The sequence below is a fragment of the Lawsonibacter hominis genome, from assembly GCF_014287895.1.
Taxonomy (GTDB): Bacteria; Bacillota; Clostridia; order Oscillospirales; family Oscillospiraceae; genus Lawsonibacter_A; species Lawsonibacter_A hominis.
Genome location: NZ_JACOPP010000025.1, coordinates 20,141 through 38,688 on the forward strand (window position 1 = coordinate 20,141; position 18,548 = coordinate 38,688).

The window sequence follows — 18,548 nt, forward strand, 5'->3', positions numbered from 1 at the left end:
ACATGGACCGCATGGAAGAATACGCCGCCCTGCAAGCACAGCTGGAAGAGCATCCGTCCGCGCTGGCGTATACCGTGCAGCGGGCCAGGGCCCGCCGGGCGCGCCGCCGGCGCCTGCGCCGCTTCGGCGTGCCTCTGGGGAGCCTTGCCGGGGCCATGGCCCTGTTCGTATTGCTGGTAAACCTGTCCGCGCCCTTTGCGCTGGCCTGCTCCCACATCCCGGTCTTAAAGGAGCTGGCCGCCGCGGTATCCTTCTCCCCCACCCTCTCCACCGCCGTGGAGCACGACTACGCCCAGCGCATCGACCAGACCCAAAGCGCCAACGGCGTCACCATGACGCTGAACTACCTCATGGCGGACCCGGCCCAGCTGATCTTTTTCGTCACCGTCACCGGTCCGGAGGACGCCTCCCTCATGGAGCTTCGTCCGAAGCTGAAGGGCCCCGACGGGGAGGAACTGGAGGGCTTTTCTCTTATGAGCAGCAGCGTCGCCCCCGGCGAGCTGTCCAACGCCATCACCGCGGCCATCGGCACGGAGGACTTCGCCTTCCCCGAGACCCTGCGCCTGGACTGTGAAGTCCGCGCCTATCTTCCCGGCGTTACCGACCCCGAAAGCTGGACGCCGGACGCCCGCTTTACCTTCGAGTTCCCCCTGGATGCCCGCTTCCGGGAACAGGGGCGCACCCTCGCCTTGGACCGCTGGGTGGAGCTGGACGGCAACCGCATCCGCCTGGTCTCTCTGGAGCTCTACCCCACCCACGCCCGGCTGAATCTGGAACAGGACCCGGACAACGCCGAGCAGCTCCAGACCCTGGACTTCTACCTGGAGGACGAGAACGGCGTGCGCTACGAGAAGGGCTCCGCCAGCGGGCTGGCCTCCATGGGGGACACCTATCTTTGCGAAAGCCCCTTCTTCCGGGACCCGAAGCATCTGACGCTTCACATCACCCAGGCCACCTGGCTGGCCCCGGAGCGGGAATACGTGGCGCTGGACCTGGAGCGCGGTACGGCGCTGGACGCGCTGCCCGAGGATATGCACCTCAGCGTCCACCGCATCGGCCGGCAGGTGGGCCTCGCCCTCATCGCCCCCGACCCGCCCGGCAATACGGAGACGTTCCACGCCTCCTATCAGCTCTTCGGCGGCCATTACCGTTCGCCCGACGGGGAGACGCACGACCTGAACTGCTCCAGCACCATTTCCTCCGGAGGCCTCTGGTGGGGGACGGAGGATGAAACGGAACTGCCGGAAGGCTATTTCGCCACGGAGCTGATCCTCGAGGATTACCCCTGGGACACCGTGGAGCTGGCGCTGTACTTCTCCCGCCGCACCGAGTTCCCCGTCCCCGTGGCGTTTGATCTGACCTAAACGCGGCGCCGCCGCCATCCTGGTCTTCGGATGGCGGCGGCGCCGCGTTTACGCGTTGTGCTCGTGCAGGAGCTGCTCCAGGGCGTTGCGGATCATTTCGTCGCAGTGCTCCTTGCGCTGCATGCCCTTCTCCCGGCCCAGCGCCAGCAGCTTGGCGCAGTCCAGCGCCCCGTTCTCCGCCCGGAAGGCGTCCTTGAATTGCTTGGCCCGCTCCTCCCCGGCGCCGGTCATGCCCAGCACCATCAGCGCCCCGGTCACCGCGCCGCAGACCGAACCCATCTTCATACCGCCGCCGAACTGGCTGCCCAGCCGGTAGGCCGTCTCCTCGCTGATGCCGCACTCCCGGCAGAACGGGATCAGCACCGACTGGCAGCAGTTGTAGTGTACGCTGGTGTCGGCGCGCAGGGCCTCCAGCTTTTCCTGTTTGGTCATGACGGTTCCACTTCCTTCTCAAAAATCAAGTCGCCCTGCACGCTCTCTCCGCCGCAGGGCGGCATTCCGGTCGGACCATACGCCCGCTCCGGTCCCCCGTCTCAGTTGAACATGTCCGGGTTTTCCGCAAACAGGCGCCTCACCCGTGCCAGCAGCGCTCCGTGCTCCGGCCGCTGCAGCCCGGGATCGGAGCGCAACAGCTCCTCGGCCGCCTGCTGCGCCTGCTTGAGCAGGCGCACGTCCCCCGCAAGGTCCGCGATGCCCAGCTGGGGCAGGCCGTGCTGCCGCTGGCCGAAGAAATCGCCGGGTCCCCGCAGCTTCAGGTCCTCTTCCGCTATTTTAAACCCGTCCGCGGTCTTTGACAAGACCCGCAGCCGTTCCCGGCTCTCCGGGTGCTGCGTGCCGGTGACCAGCACGCAGTAGGACTGGTGCTTTCCCCGGCCCACCCGGCCCCGGAGCTGATGGAGCTGGGACAGGCCGAAGCGCTCGGCGTTCTCCACCACCATCAGGGCGGCGTTGGGCACGTCCACCCCCACCTCGATCACGGTGGTGGACACGAGCACGTCGATCTCCCCCGCGGCAAAGGCGCGCATGACGCCCTCCTTGTCCCGGCTCTTCATCCTCCCATGGACCAGGCCAACCCGCAAATCGGGAAAGACCTCGTTTTGCAGGTACTGCGCGTAAGGCACGGCGGCGGTCAGCGCGGCAGAGGGCGCCGCCTCCGGCGGCCCGTCCGGTCCCGCCGCGGGGGGGCGTGTATCCTCCGCGCGCTCCTGCGTCTCCTCCACGGCGGGACAGACAAGGTAGGCCTGACGCCCCTCTCCCACCAGCCGGCGGACAAACCCGTACATCCGCTGCCGCTTGTCCTCGCCCACGACATAGGTCTCCACCGGCGTGCGGCCGGGGGGCAGCTGGTCGATCACGCTCACATCCAGGTCCCCATAAATGATGAGGGCCAGGGTACGTGGGATGGGGGTGGCGGACATGACCAGCACGTGGGGCGTCCGGCCCGCCTTTGCCGCCAGCGCGGCCCTTTGGGCCACGCCGAAGCGGTGCTGCTCGTCGGCCACCGCCAGGCCCAGGTTTGCAAAGGCCACCGCCTCGCTCAACAGGGCGTGGGTACCCACGACCAGGTCGATCTCCCCACGCTCCAGCGCGGCATAGACTCCTTTCCGGGCCGTCCCCTTCACCGAACCGGTCAGCAGCCCCAGGCGCACCCCCGCGGGGGCAAGCAGAGGCTCCAGAGAGCGGAAATGCTGCTCGGCCAGCAGCTCCGTGGGGGCCATCAGGGCGCACTGGAAGCCGCTCCGCGCGGCCAGCCAGGCTCCAAAGGCCGCCACCATGGTCTTGCCGGAGCCCACGTCCCCCTGCACCAGCCGGTTCATCGGCGCGCCGGAGGCGGTATCCGCCGCCACCTCCTCCATCACCCGCCGCTGGGCGCCGGTGAGGGGGAAGGGCAGCAGCGCCTCAAACTCTGCCAGGGGCGCGCGCCGGAACGCCGCTCCCGCCGCCTGTTCCCGCCGGGTACGCAGCAGCGCCAGGCCGCAGGTAAGGGTAAACAGCTCTTCGAAGATCAGCCGCCGCCGGGCCTGCTCCAGCGCGGTCTCGCTCTCCGGAAAGTGGACGCTGCGGCAGGCGCAGGCCGCGCCGCACAGGCCGTTATCCCGCAGCACCTCCGGCGGCAGGCTCTCCGGCGTCTCGTCCGCGCACGCCTCCACGCAGCGCAGGGTCAATCCTGCCAGCAGGTTGTTGGAGACCCCTTTGGTCAAGGGGTAGACCGGCAGGATGCGCCCGGTGAAGCGGCTGCACTCTGCCCGCTCGAAGGCCGGGTTGGTCATGCTCCGGGATCCGGCGCTCCCCTCCACGGCCCCGTAGAAAACATAATCCTCCCCGGTGCGCAGGGCGTCTCTGATATAATCCTGATTAAAAAAGGTGACCGTGGCCGCGCCGGTGTCGTCTGCGATACGCACCTTGGTCAGGGTCAGGCCCTTGCGGATGCGGGAAAGGCGGGGCGGCTGGGCCACCATGGCCCGGATGCACACCGGTATCCCCTCCGGGGCCTGGCAGAGCTTCACGGTCCTCCGCCGGTCCTCATAGGAGCGGGGATAGTAGCTCAGCAGATCCCCTACGGTCCGCAGCCCCAGTTTCTCCAGGCTCCGCTTCCGGGCCGGGCCTACCCCAGGCAGTTCCCCCACGCCGGTGGATAAGCGCAGCGTCATCGTCTCCCCCCTCTGCAAATGCTCCATCGCTGTGCGCAGTATAGCATATTTGGGTCGGCCGGGCAAGGGATGTAGTTTTTGCCGCGAAAACCGTAGTATATGGGTGAAGCCGGAAAGGAGGCGGTACGATTGCTGTAAGAGAAAAAAATCATTGCTTTGTTTTTCGAGCGCTCAGAACAGGCCATACGGGAGCTGGATAATCGATACGGAAAAATCCTCTGCAATTTTTCGTATCATTTCCCGGCTACCGGAATATCCCATTGTCATGAAAATGTTCGGCGTTGACCCAGCCCTTGGTCCGCAACTCATGGGGTAGATTGGAAATGTGCGCCGTTTCCAATTTAAGAAAGCCCTGGCAGCATACGCCGGGATTGACTCCCCGCCAAATGGCTCCGGTGATGTTAATGCGATTTTTGCGATTAAACGCCCATCCCCAAATTAGGAAAAGGGCGGTAAAATAACCTCGGGTAACAGGAAATGGGAAACTCATACACGTCATGGACGATATCAGATGAGTTGTGGGAAGCAGTGAGGGATGAGATTCCCCCAAGGGAACGCGATCCGAAAAAGGCCTATAAGAACAAGCCCGGCCAGGGACGGCCACCTCTGCCTGCCCGAAAAGCCCTGGAAGGGATATTCTATGTCTTGCGGACAGGCTTCCAGTGGAAAGCTGTTGCGAAAGAATACGGAAGTGGAAGCGCAGTTCATCTTCCATCACGAAAGGGGTTGTTTTGTGCGAAAGCATCTCACGGTTGTCCACTTCAGCCCCACCGGCGGCACCCGCAGGGCAGCTCTGCTGCTGGCGGAGGGGCCGGCCAGGCGCATCGACGAGCTGGACCTCACTCTCCCCGCACCGACGGGCCGGACCTTCGGCCCGCAGGACGCGGTCCTCTTTGCCGGGCCGGTCTTCGGCGGCCGGTTGTCCGCCCTCATGACGCAGCGGCTCAAAAACCGTACCGGTGAAGGTACGCCGGCCGTCACCGCCGCCGTCTATGTCAACCGTGCCTTTGAGGACGCCCTGCTGGAGCTGAACGATTGCGTGGCGGCCCAGGGATTCCGGGTGGCCGCCTCCGCCGCGCTGGTAGCGGAGCGCTCCATCTCCCGGGCCGTCCCCGCCGTGTCGGAGACCTGCACCGCCTGCGGCCTGCGCACCGCCCAGTGTCCGGCCCGGTCCATCTCCCCGGACGACCCGAAGCACACTGACCCGGAGCGCTGCTTTTTGTGCATGCGCCGCATCGCCCGGTGCTCCCAGCACGCCAAGGCTTATCCGGCAAAGTCCAAGGCCATGGTGGACCAGCGCCTCGCCCCTCTCCGGACGGTCCGGCGGAAAAACGCGCTGCCCGTGTGACCGGCCCCGTCAAAAAGATGCCTCTTGGCCTGCGGGTCAAGAGGCGTCTTTTTATCTTCAAACCTTCACGCAGGGTAGGCTGGCTCGGATGAGCAGCCCGCCGGCGGGGACATTTTCGGCGCTGATGCTGCCGCCGTGGGCCCGGATGATGCTCTTGCAAATGGACAATCCCAGGCCGGAGACCTTCCGCCCCGGGTCGGAGGTATACAACGGCTCGAAGATCTGCTGGAGCAGCGCGGGCGCCACGCCCCTGCCGTTGTCCTGGAACCGCAGCACCAGCTCCTCTTCCTCCTTCCGGCACTGGAGCCGCAGCTCCAGATGGCCGGTTTCCGCGTGCTGAAAGCTGTTCCCGATTAAATTTCCCAAAAACCGGCGCATGTGCTCCCAGTTGCAGATGACCTGTTCCTGGGGACACTGGCAGTCCACTTGAAACGTCACCCCGGCGTCGGAGAGCTCGTCCTCGTACTCCTCCCGCAGCCGCCGGCACAGCTCCTCCGCCGTCATCAGCCGCATAGGGGCCGTGTCCCGCAAACCCACATCCAGGTAGTCATCGAACTCATCCACCACAGACTTGATGCGCAGGGCCTTCTCATAAACCCGGTCCAGGTACTGCCGCTGCTTTTCCGGGGGCAGGTCCGCCGAGTGCAGGCGCTCGGAATAGCCCAGCACCGAGGTCAGCGGGGTCTTGATGTCGTGGGAGATGGAGGCAATGAGCTGGTGCTCGGCCTTTTCCTTGCACTCCAGCACCCCCGCCAGATCGGCAAAGGCGTTTTGCAGCTTGCCCACCTCGTCCTGCCGCTCGCTGCGCTCGGGCCGCTCCCCCTTTTCCGAGTAGCAGCGCATGGTCTTGCGCAGCCGGACGATGGGGGCCACCAGCACCAGGTACATGATGACCGCCACCACCAGGAACACGCAGACGTTGAAGGCGGCCAGACCGATCAGGGCCTCCCGCTGGAGGGAGCGGCTCAGCTCATTGCGCTGCATGGCCCGTACCCACAGCAGCAACTCCACCCGCCGCCCGCCAGTCAGCTCCACCTGCACGGCGGAGGCGGCCACCAGGCCCGCCTGGCTCTCCTCCGGCATCCGGGCGTAGAGGAGTTCCTCCCCGCTGCCCCGGACCATGCCGTAGAGGTCCCGCTCGGACAAATAGCGCTCCAGCGCCCGGAAATCTCCGTCGCAGCCCTCCAGGAAGGTGGCGGCCTGCCGGGCATCCTCCTGCGCGCCGGAGAGCACCTGGTAGTAGGTATTCCCGGCATACCGTCCCAGGTAGGCCAGAAAGCACCCGCACATCACCGCCCAGCTCAGCACCGCCAGCGCCACCAGAGCCAGGAGCATCTTCCGGGACAGATGGGCGCTCAGCCAGCCTACGCCGGGAAAGCGCCCGCGTTTGGTTTTCTGCTCCATGTTATCCCTTCTCTGCCTCTTCCTCCGCAAACCAGCTCTGGGTCACAAAGCGATAGCCGGATCCCCACACCGTCTTGATGTAGCGCCACTCCGGGTCCAGCTTGCTGCGCAGGTTCTTGATGTTGATGGCCACGGTGCCCACGTCGCCGTAGTCGGTCCGCCACACGTCGTGGAAGATACGGTCCCGGGACAGGGTCTCCCCGGCGTGGCGCATCAGGTAGGTCAAAAGCTCCAGTTCCCGGGTGGACAGGTCCACCGGCGCTCCCGCCTTGGTCACCGTCAGCTTTTCCGGGTCCAGGAGAATGGCGCCGATCTGGATGGGGCCGCCGACGGGGCGGCCCGGGGCGGAGCGCTCCTGCCGCCGCAGATGGGCCTGCACCCGGGCGGCCAGCTCCTCCAGGGCAAAGGGCTTGGTCAGATAGTCGTCCGCCCCCAGGTCCAGCCCCTTCACGATGTCCTTCACCGAATCCTTGGCGCTGAGGAACAGGATGGGGCAGTCCACCCGCCCCCGGATCTGCCGGCACACCTCCAACCCGCTGAGGCCCTTCATCATAATGTCCAGTAAGATCAGGTCGAAGCGCCCCTCCTCCACGCGCCGGAGCGCTTCCTCCCCGGAGCGGACGGCCGTCACCTCCAGGCCCTTCTCCTCCAGCACGTCGGAGACCAGCAAAAGAATGGATACGTCGTCGTCTACCAAAAGGATCTTCTCTTGCATCCCGCCGCGCCTCCTTTCCCTTTGATGATACCACAGCCGGGCCGGGCCAAACCATGAAGAATCATTAAGATTAGAGTAGCCGCTTGCCTCTGCGCTGTCAAGCCTGTCCGTTTATTAAGAATTATAAGGATCGGCCCGGTTCTGTTGACTCTTGGACGGCACGACATTAAGATGGAAAAATCCTTAAGGCGGCCGGGCCCGGCCGCCGGTATCCGATTTGGGAAGGTGACTGCTTTGCTTGAGAAAATTGCCCATGCGCTGACACGAAAGCCAAAACTGGTGGTTTTGATCGCGGTCCTGCTTCTGATCCCCAGCATCCTGGGGGCCGTTGCCACCCGTATCAACTACGACATCCTCACCTATCTGCCCCCCGACCTGGACTCCTCCAAGGGCGAGGCTCTGCTGGAAGAGCCCTTCCACATGGCGGCCACCACCATGCTCATCGTGGAGGATATGCCCCCCGAGTACACTAATCAGCTCCGCCGGGACGTTGAGCAGGTCCCCGGCGTCAGCAGTGCCGTGTGGGTATCCTCCCTGGTGGGCATCCAGATCCCCCAGGAGATGATCCCCGAGGATCTGCGGGAGACCTTCTTCTCCGGCAGCTCCACCATGATGATCGTCCAGTACGACATGCCCGGCGCTTCGGAGCAGACCATGCAGGCCATCTCCCAAGTGCGCAGTCTCTGCAACCAGCGCTGCTTCCTGGCCGGGTTCTCTGTCCTCATCAAGGACACCAAGGACCTGGTGGATCAGGAGCTGCCCGTCTACATCCTGCTGGCCGTGGCGCTCTCCTTCATCGCCATGTCCCTTACCATGGACTCCTGGCTCCTCCCTCTGGCCTTCCTTATGAGCATTGGCCTGGCCATTCTCTACAACTTCGGCACCAATATTTTTCTGGGGCAGATTTCCTACATCACAAAGGCCATCGCCGCCGTGCTCCAGCTGGGTGTGACCATGGACTACTCCATCTTCCTCTACCACCGCTATGAGGAAGAGCGGGCCAACCACGACGACAACCGGGACGCTATGGCCAAGGCCATCGTGGCCGCCTTCACCTCCCTGTCGGGCAGCTCCCTGACCACCATCGCCGGCTTCCTGGCCCTGTGCGCCATGCGGCTGCTGCTGGGCAAGGACATCGGCATCGTCATGGCCAAGGGCGTGGTACTGGGGGTGGCCACCGTGGTGCTGGTCCTCCCCGCCATCCTGCTGGTGCTGGACAGAGGCATCCGCAAATACCACCACAGAACTCTCAACCTGAACTTCGACCGGGTCAACCGCTTTATGGTCCGCCACCGCAAGACCTTCGTAGCCCTCTTCCTTGTGCTCTTCCTCCCGGCGGTGTACGCCCAGAGCCATGCCGCCGTCTACTATAAGCTGGATGAGGCTCTGCCGCAGGATCTGCCCTCCATTGTGGCCACCAACAAGCTGAAAAACGACTACGACATGGCCACCTCCCACTTCATCGTCTTTCGGGACGATTTGAGCCACAACGCCCTGAAAAAAATGGAGGAAGCGGTGGACGCCGTACCCGGCGTCACCTCAGTGCTGGCCTACGACAAGCTCATGAGCGCCGCCGTACCAGATTTCTTTGTCCCCCAAGAGCTCAAGGATTTGTGCAAAAAGGACGGCCTCCAGCTCATGATGGTCAACTCGGCCTATCCCGCCGCCTCCGATGAGGTGGCCCAGCAGCTGGATGCTATCGACGGCATTGTCAAGTCGCTGGATCCGAATGCCTACATCACCGGCGAGGCGGCTCTCACCAAGGATCTCATCTCCACCGCCGCCGTGGACTTCAAGATAACCAACTATATCTCGGTGGCCGCCATCTTCCTCATCGTGGCCATTCTCTTCCAGTCCATCTCGGTGCCGCTGCTGCTGGTGGCCGCCATCGAGCTGGCCATCTTCATCAACCAGGGCGTGTCCTACTTCACCGGCGCGGTCGTCCCCTTCGTGGCGCCCACCATCATCGGCTGCGTCCAGTTGGGCGCCACGGTGGACTACGCCATCCTCATGACCACCCGCTTCCGGGAGGAGATTCAGAAGGGGCGGGAGCGGAAAGAGGCCATCTATGTGGCGGCCGCCGCCTCCGACAACTCCATCCTCACCAGCGCTCTGGTGCTCTTCTGCGCCACGCTGGGCGTGGGCACCGTCTCCAAAATCGAGATCATCAGCAGCCTTTGCCTGATGTTGGCCCGGGGCGCCATTATCTCCGCCGTGATGAGCGTGTTCATCCTCCCCTCCCTGCTGGCCGTCTGCGAGCCCGTCATTGCCCGCACCAGCCGCTGGTGGCGGACACCCAAGCCCCTGAAGGTCCCTCAGGTCCGGAAGGCTCTGGCGGCCAAGGCCGCCGGGACCGAGACGCTGCCGGGGGCCCCCGCCGGTCAGCCTGCGCCGGAGGCCCCCGAAAAAGACCCCGCCGCCGCTGAAAAACACTGAAAGGAGATCGTTCCCTATGAAAACTGCCTATCGGCGCCCCATGGCGTTGCTCCTCGCCGCCGTTCTGGCCGCCGCCCCGCTGTGCACCTCTGCCCTGGCCGCGGGAGCGTTGGAGCCCGTCTGCGACGAGTCCTATTACGCCACCCTGGACTACTACGGCGGCCTGATGGATGCCAGCGTGGTCAAGAGCTACCAGACCAACGGCCACACCAGCCTCACCGATCACGGCGCCTACGACGCCATCATCAACCTCACCGACGACCGGGTCCCCACCGTGTCCAACGGCACGGTCACCTTTGATCTGGGAGAAGACGCCCCGTCCCGGTTCTACTTCGAGGGCAAGACCCAGCAGCCCTTCCACAGCCTGCCCTGGACCTTCTCGGTGTCCTATAAGCTCAACGGCGCCCCGGCCCTGGCCGAGGACCTTGCAGGCAAGACCGGCCTGGTGGAGATCGACCTGGACGTGCTGCCCAACCCCAGCGCCTCGGAGTACAGCCGCAACAACCTGGTTCTCACCGCCGCCACTGCCTTCAACGCCGACGACATTCTCTCTCTGGAGGCCCCGGGGGCTGAGGTCCAGCTCGTGGGCAACCTGCGCACCGTTCTGTTCATGGTCATGCCCGGCGAGGAGCAGCACTTCGCCATCCGGGTGGGCAGCGACGACTTTTCCTTCTCCGGCCTGGTGCTGCTGGCCGTCCCCGCCACCCTTCAGCAGCTCGACCAGATCGCGGACCTGCGGCAGGCCAAGGAAAAGGCGGAGGACTCCTATGACGCCATCAATGACAGCATGGACATAATACTCAACACCCTGGACGGCATGAGCGGCAGCCTCAGCGCCACCGCCAGCGGTCTGGACCGGCTCAACGCCGCCCGGGGCACCATCTCCAGCGGCAAGGGGCAGGTCTATGACAGCGCCGACTCCGCTCTGGCCGAGCTGGATGCCCTGAACGGCGCCCTGGCCCCCCTGACCGGCCACTTGGACACCGCCTCTCAGGCCCTGACCGACACCACCGGCACCCTCACCGCCCTGACGGAAAACGCCGTGGCCCTCAAGCCCGAGCTCTCCGCCGCCCGGACGTCCATCCAGAACCTCCAATCCGACGCCAAAAAGCTCAAAGAGCTGGCGGACAGCATCGAATCCTACAACAAGGAGGCCACCCAGATCGCCGGGAACCTGGAGAGCGACTTTGACGACATGAGCGACGCTCTGGCCAAGCTGGAGAGCAGTCTGGCCAAGCTGGAGAGCGCTTTGAAGGGCGCCAAGGGGGTCTCTGAGGTGGGGACCATCCACATCGGCGGCTTTACCTCCTCGGAGCAGATCCTGAAAAAGCTGGAGGAGGTTCAGTCCGGAAAGGCCGCCTACGACCAGATGCTGGCCGCCGGACTGCTGCCGGCGGGCACCACCTTTGAGCAGTTTTTGATGCTCCCCCCGGAGATGGGCGGCCCCGGCAAGACCGCCGAGGAGGCCCAGATGGCCGTAAGGCTGCTGGAGATGTCCCAGGAAGCCGACTTTGAAGAGCAGCTCAAGCTGCTGGACACTGCCAACAGCGCCATCCCCGGGGTCAACGACAAGATCGGCGAGGTCAACTCCCTGGTCTCCGGCCTGGCCAAGCCCACCGCCAACGTGGTGGACGACCTCCAGGGCCTCACCATCGCCCTGGGCGAGGATGGCCTCAGCGACGATCTGACCCGCCTGTCCAAGCTGGCTTCCGATCTTTTAAAGGACCAGAAGGACCACGGGGGAGACGCTGCCGGACTGCTGGACCACCTGGACGAGCTGGGCGGCCTGGCCGACCGGGTGGCCCAAAACGCCGATGCCGCCCTGGACCTGGTGCAGAAGCTGGACGACACCCTGAACACCTACGAGCCCCAGGCCCAGCAGGCCCTGACCGACGCCAGGGCCCTCTCCGACACCGCTCAGGCGGCCCTGAAGAACACCCACGCCTTTCTCTCCTCGGCGGAGTCCCTGTTGAAGCGGGGCGGCCCCAGTCTGGACGACGGCACCCGCCAGACCCTCAGCGGACTCAGCGACGCTCTGCGCCGCTCCACCGCCGGGCTGGACCAGACCGGCACCATCCGCAGCGCCAAGGACACCATCACCGACCTCATTGACGACGAGTGGGACAGCCACACCGGCGGGGACAACAACCTGCTGCTGATGGATGCCGGGGCGATCCCGGCCTCCCTCACCTCGGAGCAGAACGGCAATCCCCAGAGCATTCAGTACATCATGCGCACCCAGGAGATCAAGGTGGAGGAGGAGTCCCAGCAGGCCCCCTCCCAGCAGAGCGCCGATCAGGGCACCTTCTGGAGCCGCGTCGCCGCCATGTTCCGGGACTTCTGGAACGCCATCACCGGCCTGTTCCGCAAATAAGGGTCTTTCATCCCCTCCCGTCCTGCCGGCGGGAGGGGATGACTCTACAGAGTGCCACCGAGATGAAATGGACCGGGCTGCGCCTGCTGTTCCTGCCGTCAAAACAGGCGCTCCATTGCCGGCCAAATGGATTCCGTTTGATGAGTGGCCGCCCTTGGGCTGTTTCTTTTTCGTTATCCCTTTGTCAAGTCCAGAACGACCTCGGCGCAGCGCTCCAGCCCCAGCGCCCCGCTGTCCAGCGCCAGGTGATGTTCTGGCCATGCCCCACTCCCGGTCGGTAAAATGCTTGTAGTTTCCCCGCCGCCTCTTGTCCTTGTCCTGAAGCCGCTTTTTCGGGCTCTTATGGCTCTCACCGTAAACGGCAAGAGATTCGCGGGCGGCTCCAGTTCCCCACAATACCTGGCCCGGGCTTTCTCTGGAAGTGATTCTAAGGTGATTCGTAATTGCTTACCACGCCCTTTTCCATTGATATAGGGACATACGCCTTCTTTTCAGTTCGCTGATAGTAAGCAGAGCAAGAGGAAGCGCGGGCATATCTGAAAAAATGAGCCGCGGATGAGAACATGAAGTGATCCCCCTGGAACAAAGAGCGCGAAGCACTGCCTAAGGATGCGGCGCTGTGTTTTTCCCCAAGGGGCGGCTGCTTGGAGCGGCGGCTTCCTGTACTTCCCGCCAAGATTTGCAATTTTACAGGAAAGTGATTGCAGAAACCGGTAGGCTCAGCTATAATGAAACTGAAAAGAGAAAACGGGAACGCACTTCCGGCAACGGCTGCCGGAAGTGAAGCAGGCAAGCGTATACCTGCTTCTTCTATATCCGCCGCTCCGGCGGGATACACGAAACTCTGACAAGGAAAGGAAGGATACGACAGCATGGCGGAATGCAAGTTTAACAAAGTCCTAGTTGCGAATCGCGGCGAAATCGCCATCCGCGTGTTCCGGGCCTGCTACGACCTGGGTCTGCACACGGTGGCCATGTATTCCAACGAGGACACCTACAGCCTGTTCCGCACCAAGGCGGACGAGGCCTACCTCATCGGCGAGAACAAATCGCCCCTGGGCGCTTATCTGGATATCCCAGGCATCATCGATCTGGCGAAGCGCCGCAATGTGGACGCCATCCACCCCGGCTACGGCTTTTTGTCCGAAAACGCGGACTTTGCCAAGGCCTGCGAGGACGCGGGCATCACCTTTATCGGCCCCTCTTCCCAAATTCTGGCCCAGATGGGTGACAAGCTCACGGCCAAATCCATTGCCAGGGCCTGCCGGGTACCGACCATCCCCGGTTCCGACCAGCCGCTGAACGACGCCGAGGAAGCCCTGGCAAAAGCCAAGGAATACGGCTTTCCCATCATCCTTAAGGCCGCCGGCGGCGGCGGCGGCCGCGGCATGCGGCGCTGCGACAAGCCGGAAGAGGTCATCCCCGCCTTTCATCTGGTAAAGGGCGAGGCCAAAAAGGCCTTCGGCAACGAGGATATCTTTATCGAAAAATACCTGGTGGAACCCAAACATATCGAGATCCAGATCCTGGGCGACAAGCATGGCAACGTAGTGCACCTGTACGAGCGGGACTGCTCGCTCCAGCGCCGCTATCAGAAAGTGGTGGAGTTCGCCCCCGCCTGGAGCGTGCCGGAGGCTACCCGCGCCAAGCTCTATGCGGACGCCGTCAAGGTGGCCAGGCACGTGGGCTACGTCTCCGCGGGCACGGTGGAATTCCTGGTGGACAAAAACGGCAATCACTACTTCATTGAGATGAATCCCCGCATCCAGGTGGAGCACACTGTCACCGAGATGGTCACCGGCGTGGATCTGGTGCGGGCCCAGATCCTCATTGCCGAGGGTCTCCCCCTCTCCACCCCCGAGATCGGCATTCCCAGCCAGGATGCGGTGCACCTCAACGGCTACGCCCTCCAGTGCCGGGTCACCACCGAGGACCCGGCCAACCACTTCGCCCCCGACACCGGCAAGATCACCGCCTACCGCTCCGGCGGCGGCTTCGGTGTCCGGCTGGACGGCGGCAACGCCTATACCGGCGCGGTCATCTCCCCTTACTACGACAGCCTGCTGGTCAAGGTCACCTCCTGGGACAATACCTTCCAGGGCGTGTGCCGCAAGGCCATGCGCGCCATCAGCGAGGAGCACGTCCGGGGCGTGAAGACCAATATTCCCTTCGTCACCAATATCCTGGCCCACCCCACCTTTCAGTCCGGGGCATGCCACACCAAGTTCATCGACGAGACGCCCGAGCTCTTCGACATCGACACCGGCAAGGACCGCGCCACCAAGATTCTCAAATACATCGCCCAGATTCAGGTGGATAACCCCTCCGCCGAGCGGGCCCAATTGGACATCCCGCGCTTTCCGCCCTACGAGAATACCCCGCCCAGGTGCACCGGCCTCAAGCAGCTGCTGGATGAAAAGGGGCCCGAGGCGGTGCGCGACTGGGTGCTGGGGCAGAAAAAGCTGCTGATTACCGACACCACCATGCGCGACGCGCATCAGTCCCTGCTGTCCACCCGGGTGCGTACCCGCGACATGCTCAAGGGAGCGGAAGGCACGGCGGAGATTCTGAACGACTGCTTCTCGCTGGAGATGTGGGGCGGCGCCACCTTCGACGTGGCCTACCGCTTCCTCCACGAGTCCCCCTGGGAGCGGCTGCGGCTGCTGCGGGAGAAAATCCCGAATATCCCCTTCCAGATGCTGCTGCGGGGCGCCAACGCCGTGGGCTACACCAACTATCCCGATAACCTGATCCGCGCCTTCATCAAGGAGGCCGCCGCCGGCGGCATCGACGTGTTCCGGGTCTTCGACTCTCTGAACTGGCTGCCCGGCATGGAGGTGGCCATGGACGAGGTGCTCAGGCAGGGCAAGCTCTGCGAGGCCGCCGTCTGCTACACCGGCGATATTCTGGACCCCAAGCGGGATAAATACACCCTGCAGTACTACGTGGATATGGCCAAACAGCTGGAACAGCGGGGCGCGCATCTGCTGTGCATCAAGGATATGTCCGGCCTGCTCAAGCCCTATGCGGCCAGGAGGCTGGTCGCCGCCCTCAAGCAGGAGGTGGGCATCCCCATCCACCTGCACACCCACGACACCTCCGGCAACCAGGTGGCCACCTATCTGATGGCGGCCGAGGCCGGCGTGGACATCGTGGACTGCGCCATCGACTCCATGTCCTCCACCACCAGCCAGCCCTCCATGAATGCGGTGGTGGCCTCGCTGAACGGGCAGGAGCGGGATACCGGGCTGGACAGCGGGAAGCTGCAGAAGCTCTCCGACTACTGGGCCGACGTGCGCCTGCGCTACGCCAGCTTTGAGGCCGGGATCAAAAACCCCTCCACGGATATTTACCGCTATGAGATGCCCGGCGGCCAGTACACCAACCTCAAGAGCCAGGTGGAGAGCCTAGGCCTCGGCCACCAGTTCGAAGACGTCAAGGAGATGTACGTCCAGGTCAACCACATGCTGGGCGACATCGTGAAGGTCACCCCCTCCTCCAAGATGGTGGGCGATCTGGCCATCTTCATGGTACAGAACGGCCTGACCCCCGAGAATATCGTGGCGCGGGGGGAGGCCCTCACCTTCCCCGATTCCGTGGTCAGTTACTTCAAGGGCATGATGGGCCAGCCCGCCTGGGGCTTCCCGGAAGATCTGCAAAAAGTGGTCCTCAAGGGGGAGGCGCCCATTACCTGCCGGCCCGGCGAGCTGCTGGAGCCCATCGACTTTGAAAAGGCCCGGGAAGAGGTACGCAAATTCTACCCCAATGCCGACGACCACAACGTCATCTCCTGGTGCCTGTATCCGAAGGTGGTGGAGGACTTCTACCGCCACCGTCAGGCCTACGGCTATATCATGCGCATGGGCAGCCATGTCTTCTTCAACGGCATGGCCTTGGGCGAGACCAACAAGATCAACATTGAGGACGGCAAGACCCTGGTCATCAAATACGTGGGCCTGGGCGACCTGAACGAGGACGGCACCCGCAACGTCCACTTCGAGCTCAACGGCATGCGCCGGGAGGTGGCAGTGCCCGACCAGAACGCCGAAGCCCAGGTGAAGCACGTCACCCTGGCCGACCCCTCCGACAAAAGCCAGGTGGGCGCCTCCATCCCCGGCATGGTATCCAAGATCAGTGTCAAGCCCGGCGATCCGGTGGAGGAGAATCAGGTCCTGGCCGTCATCGAGGCCATGAAGATGGAGACCTCCGTGGTGGCCCGCATGAAGGGCACCGTGGATCAGGTGCTCATCAAAGAGGGCGGCAGCGTCAAGGCCGGCGAACTGCTCATCACCATCCGGTAAGACCTGCTCCCGCGCCTGTCTCGCCTTTCACGCCGCGCTCCTGCACACACGGCGGCCCGCTGCCTGGCGTTGCATTCAAATGAACCTGAAACGGGGCCGGCCTGCAGACCGGCCCCGCCGTTTTCCTCCCTGCCGATTTCCGTCATTCATAAGGAGGTTTTCATGGAAACGATTCTCCACCTGCTTCCCCTCCCCGCGGACGGCCAGGACGCGTTCCGCGCCGCCGCGCCGGAAGCGCGTCACATCTTCCTTCCAACCGACGATCGGGGCGGTCTCCGGGACCTTGCTCCGGAATTGTTCCAGCAGACCACGATCCTGTTTGGCTTCGTACCTCCGGACCGGCTTCGCCGCTTTTCGCACCTTAAATGGGTCCAGAGCTGGAATGCGGGGGTGGACTCCTACCTGGCCCCCGGCGTGCTGCCGGAGGGCGCCATGCTTACCTCCGCCGCTGGGGCCTACGGTCCCGCTGTATCCGAGCATATGCTGGCCATACTGCTGGCCCTCTATAAGCATCTTCCCGCCTACCGGGACCAGCAGAGTTCCCACATCTGGGCCGACCGGGGGCCCGTATCCACGCTTCACGGCAAGACGGTCTTGATCGGCGGCGCCGGCGACATCGGCCGCCATTTTGCCCTTCTGGCCCGGGCGCTGGGCGCGTCCCGGATTTTGGGCCTGTGCCGCAGCGCCCGGGATGTGCAGGGATTGGACCAGGTCTACGCGCTGGATGCGCTGGATATGCTGCTTCCCAAGGCCGATGTGGTGGCCCTGGCCCTGCCCCATGCCCCGGAGACGGTCCGTCTGCTCGACCGCCGCCGTCTGATGCGGATGAAGCCGCGTGCGGTGCTGCTCAATGCGGGCCGCGGCTCCGCCGTGGACTGCGCCGCGCTGGCGGAGCTTCTCTCCGCCGGGCATCTGCTGGGGGCCGGACTGGACGTCACCGATCCGGAGCCTCTGCCGCCGGATCATCCGCTCTGGGACGCGCCCAATGTCCTCATCACGCCCCACACTGCCGGGGGCTACAACCACATGCAGCTGACGCTGGACCGCATCCGGGCTCTTTTCCTGGATAATCTGAAGCGCTATGTCGCCGGAGAGCCCCTCCGCAACCGGATGCGCTGAATTCGGGCCGCGCGCTGCATTTCCACGGCCCCGGCGCGCTGCCTTCTCCGGTTCGACGGCATAATCCTCCAATTTATGGTATCCTTCTCAAAAAGGAGGCCCTGCCATGAAACGCGCCGCCGTTTTGCTGTCCGCCCTGCTTCTGCTGCTCCCTGCCGCCCGGGCCCAGCCGTCCCCGGTCACACGCATTCAGTTGATCCGTGCTCTTTGGGTCTGGGGCGGGTCCGTCCCTTACGATGCCGCCGGCCCCTTTTCCGATGTCACGCAGGAAGACGACGGCGCCACCGCCGTCGCCTGGGCCTACGATCTGGGCATCCTTCTCGGCACCGGCGGCGGCCGCTGTTCCCCGTACCGCCCGGTCACTCGGGAGGAAACCGCCGTCCTGCTCCGCCGGTATGCGGCCCGTCTGGGCCGGGACACCTTTCTTCCCGACGGTGTGGCCGCCTGCAACGACTATGAGGGCATCTCCCCATGGGCGGACGATTCTCTCTACTGGGCGGCCGATACCGGTCTCATCGACTGGTCCTCGGGCGGCCGCTTGGATCCCGGCGGCACGCTCACTCCGGACGCATTGGAAAACATCCTCATCCGTTTTTCCGGTCTTTCCTGCCCTTAAGGCGGCCGATAACGCCTTGCCGGCAAAGCTGCGGCCCGCCGCGCGCCTGCGGGCGGGACCTCTGCGCGTTTTTTTGACAAATGAAAGGGCCGGAGGTTTTTTGAACCGCCCCCGATTGTGCGGACAGCACAAAAACGCCCCTAATATAGGACTATGAGATTTTCAAGCAGCAAACTGGCGGCGCAATTCCAGAGGCGTCAGTTTTGTTTTTGATTGAATG

The 18,548-nt window shown here is 64.1% G+C and carries 11 protein-coding genes and 2 pseudogenes; 9 read left to right on the forward strand and 4 right to left on the reverse strand.

The annotated features are described in order from the left end of the window. Positions 1 to 2: 2 nt before the first annotated feature. Positions 3 to 1,364, forward strand: a complete 1,362-nt coding sequence (locus H8S57_RS13840; RefSeq protein ID WP_186908622.1) for a DUF4179 domain-containing protein — start codon at positions 3 to 5, stop codon at positions 1,362 to 1,364. A gap of 48 nt (positions 1,365 to 1,412) precedes the next feature. On the opposite strand, the gene H8S57_RS13845 is transcribed toward H8S57_RS13840, so the two are convergent. Both H8S57_RS13845 and recG read right to left on the reverse strand, forming a co-directional pair. Continuing rightward, complete coding sequence (locus tag H8S57_RS13845; RefSeq protein WP_186908623.1) at positions 1,413 to 1,796, reverse strand: C-GCAxxG-C-C family protein; 384 nt, start codon at positions 1,794 to 1,796, stop codon at positions 1,413 to 1,415. 101 nt (positions 1,797 to 1,897) lie between these two features. After that, positions 1,898 to 4,015 (reverse strand): ATP-dependent DNA helicase RecG, encoded by a 2,118-nt coding sequence (gene recG / locus H8S57_RS13850; protein ID WP_186908624.1) that lies wholly within the window; start codon positions 4,013 to 4,015, stop codon positions 1,898 to 1,900. A gap of 232 nt (positions 4,016 to 4,247) precedes the next feature. Between recG and H8S57_RS17440 the strand changes: the two are divergent. From H8S57_RS17440 to H8S57_RS13855, 3 genes and pseudogenes are all read left to right on the forward strand, one after another. Continuing rightward, positions 4,248 to 4,421 (forward strand): annotated as a pseudogene (locus H8S57_RS17440) (transposase); the annotation flags it as partial. Positions 4,422 to 4,492: 71 nt separating this feature from the next. Next, a pseudogene (locus H8S57_RS17445) lies at positions 4,493 to 4,711 on the forward strand (transposase); the annotation flags it as partial. A gap of 37 nt (positions 4,712 to 4,748) precedes the next feature. Next, on the forward strand, positions 4,749 to 5,363 hold the full coding sequence (locus tag H8S57_RS13855) for a (4Fe-4S)-binding protein (RefSeq protein ID WP_186908625.1): 615 nt from the start codon (positions 4,749 to 4,751) through the stop codon (positions 5,361 to 5,363). Between the two features lie 57 nt (positions 5,364 to 5,420). Here the strand turns inward: H8S57_RS13855 and H8S57_RS13860 are convergent, their stop codons facing one another. Next, positions 5,421 to 6,767: a HAMP domain-containing sensor histidine kinase gene (locus H8S57_RS13860; protein ID WP_186908626.1), complete on the reverse strand. Its 1,347-nt coding sequence runs from the start codon at positions 6,765 to 6,767 to the stop codon at positions 5,421 to 5,423. 1 nt (position 6,768) lies between these two features. After that, positions 6,769 to 7,482 carry a response regulator transcription factor gene (locus tag H8S57_RS13865; RefSeq protein ID WP_186908627.1) on the reverse strand — a complete coding sequence of 238 codons (714 nt, stop codon included), beginning with the start codon at positions 7,480 to 7,482 and terminating at the stop codon, positions 6,769 to 6,771. Positions 7,483 to 7,707: 225 nt separating this feature from the next. Here H8S57_RS13865 and H8S57_RS13870 point away from each other — a divergent pair, with 225 nt between their 5' ends. The 5 genes from H8S57_RS13870 (at position 7,708) to H8S57_RS13890 (ending at position 18,328) form a co-directional block, all read left to right on the forward strand. Continuing rightward, positions 7,708 to 9,918 (forward strand): efflux RND transporter permease subunit, encoded by a 2,211-nt coding sequence (locus H8S57_RS13870; RefSeq protein ID WP_369807632.1) that lies wholly within the window; start codon positions 7,708 to 7,710, stop codon positions 9,916 to 9,918. Positions 9,919 to 9,934: 16 nt separating this feature from the next. Beyond that, a complete protein-coding gene (locus H8S57_RS13875; RefSeq protein ID WP_186908629.1) occupies positions 9,935 to 12,292 on the forward strand; it encodes a hypothetical protein in 2,358 nt (785 codons plus the stop codon). Positions 12,293 to 13,164: 872 nt separating this feature from the next. Continuing rightward, positions 13,165 to 16,593, forward strand: coding sequence for a pyruvate carboxylase (locus H8S57_RS13880; protein ID WP_186908630.1), 3,429 nt, complete (start codon positions 13,165 to 13,167; stop codon positions 16,591 to 16,593). A 162-nt stretch (positions 16,594 to 16,755) separates the two neighbouring features. Beyond that, positions 16,756 to 17,712 carry a D-2-hydroxyacid dehydrogenase gene (locus H8S57_RS13885; protein ID WP_186908631.1) on the forward strand — a complete coding sequence of 319 codons (957 nt, stop codon included), beginning with the start codon at positions 16,756 to 16,758 and terminating at the stop codon, positions 17,710 to 17,712. A gap of 106 nt (positions 17,713 to 17,818) precedes the next feature. Then, on the forward strand, positions 17,819 to 18,328 hold the full coding sequence (locus H8S57_RS13890; protein ID WP_186908632.1) for an S-layer homology domain-containing protein: 510 nt from the start codon (positions 17,819 to 17,821) through the stop codon (positions 18,326 to 18,328). Positions 18,329 to 18,548: the final 220 nt, after the last annotated feature.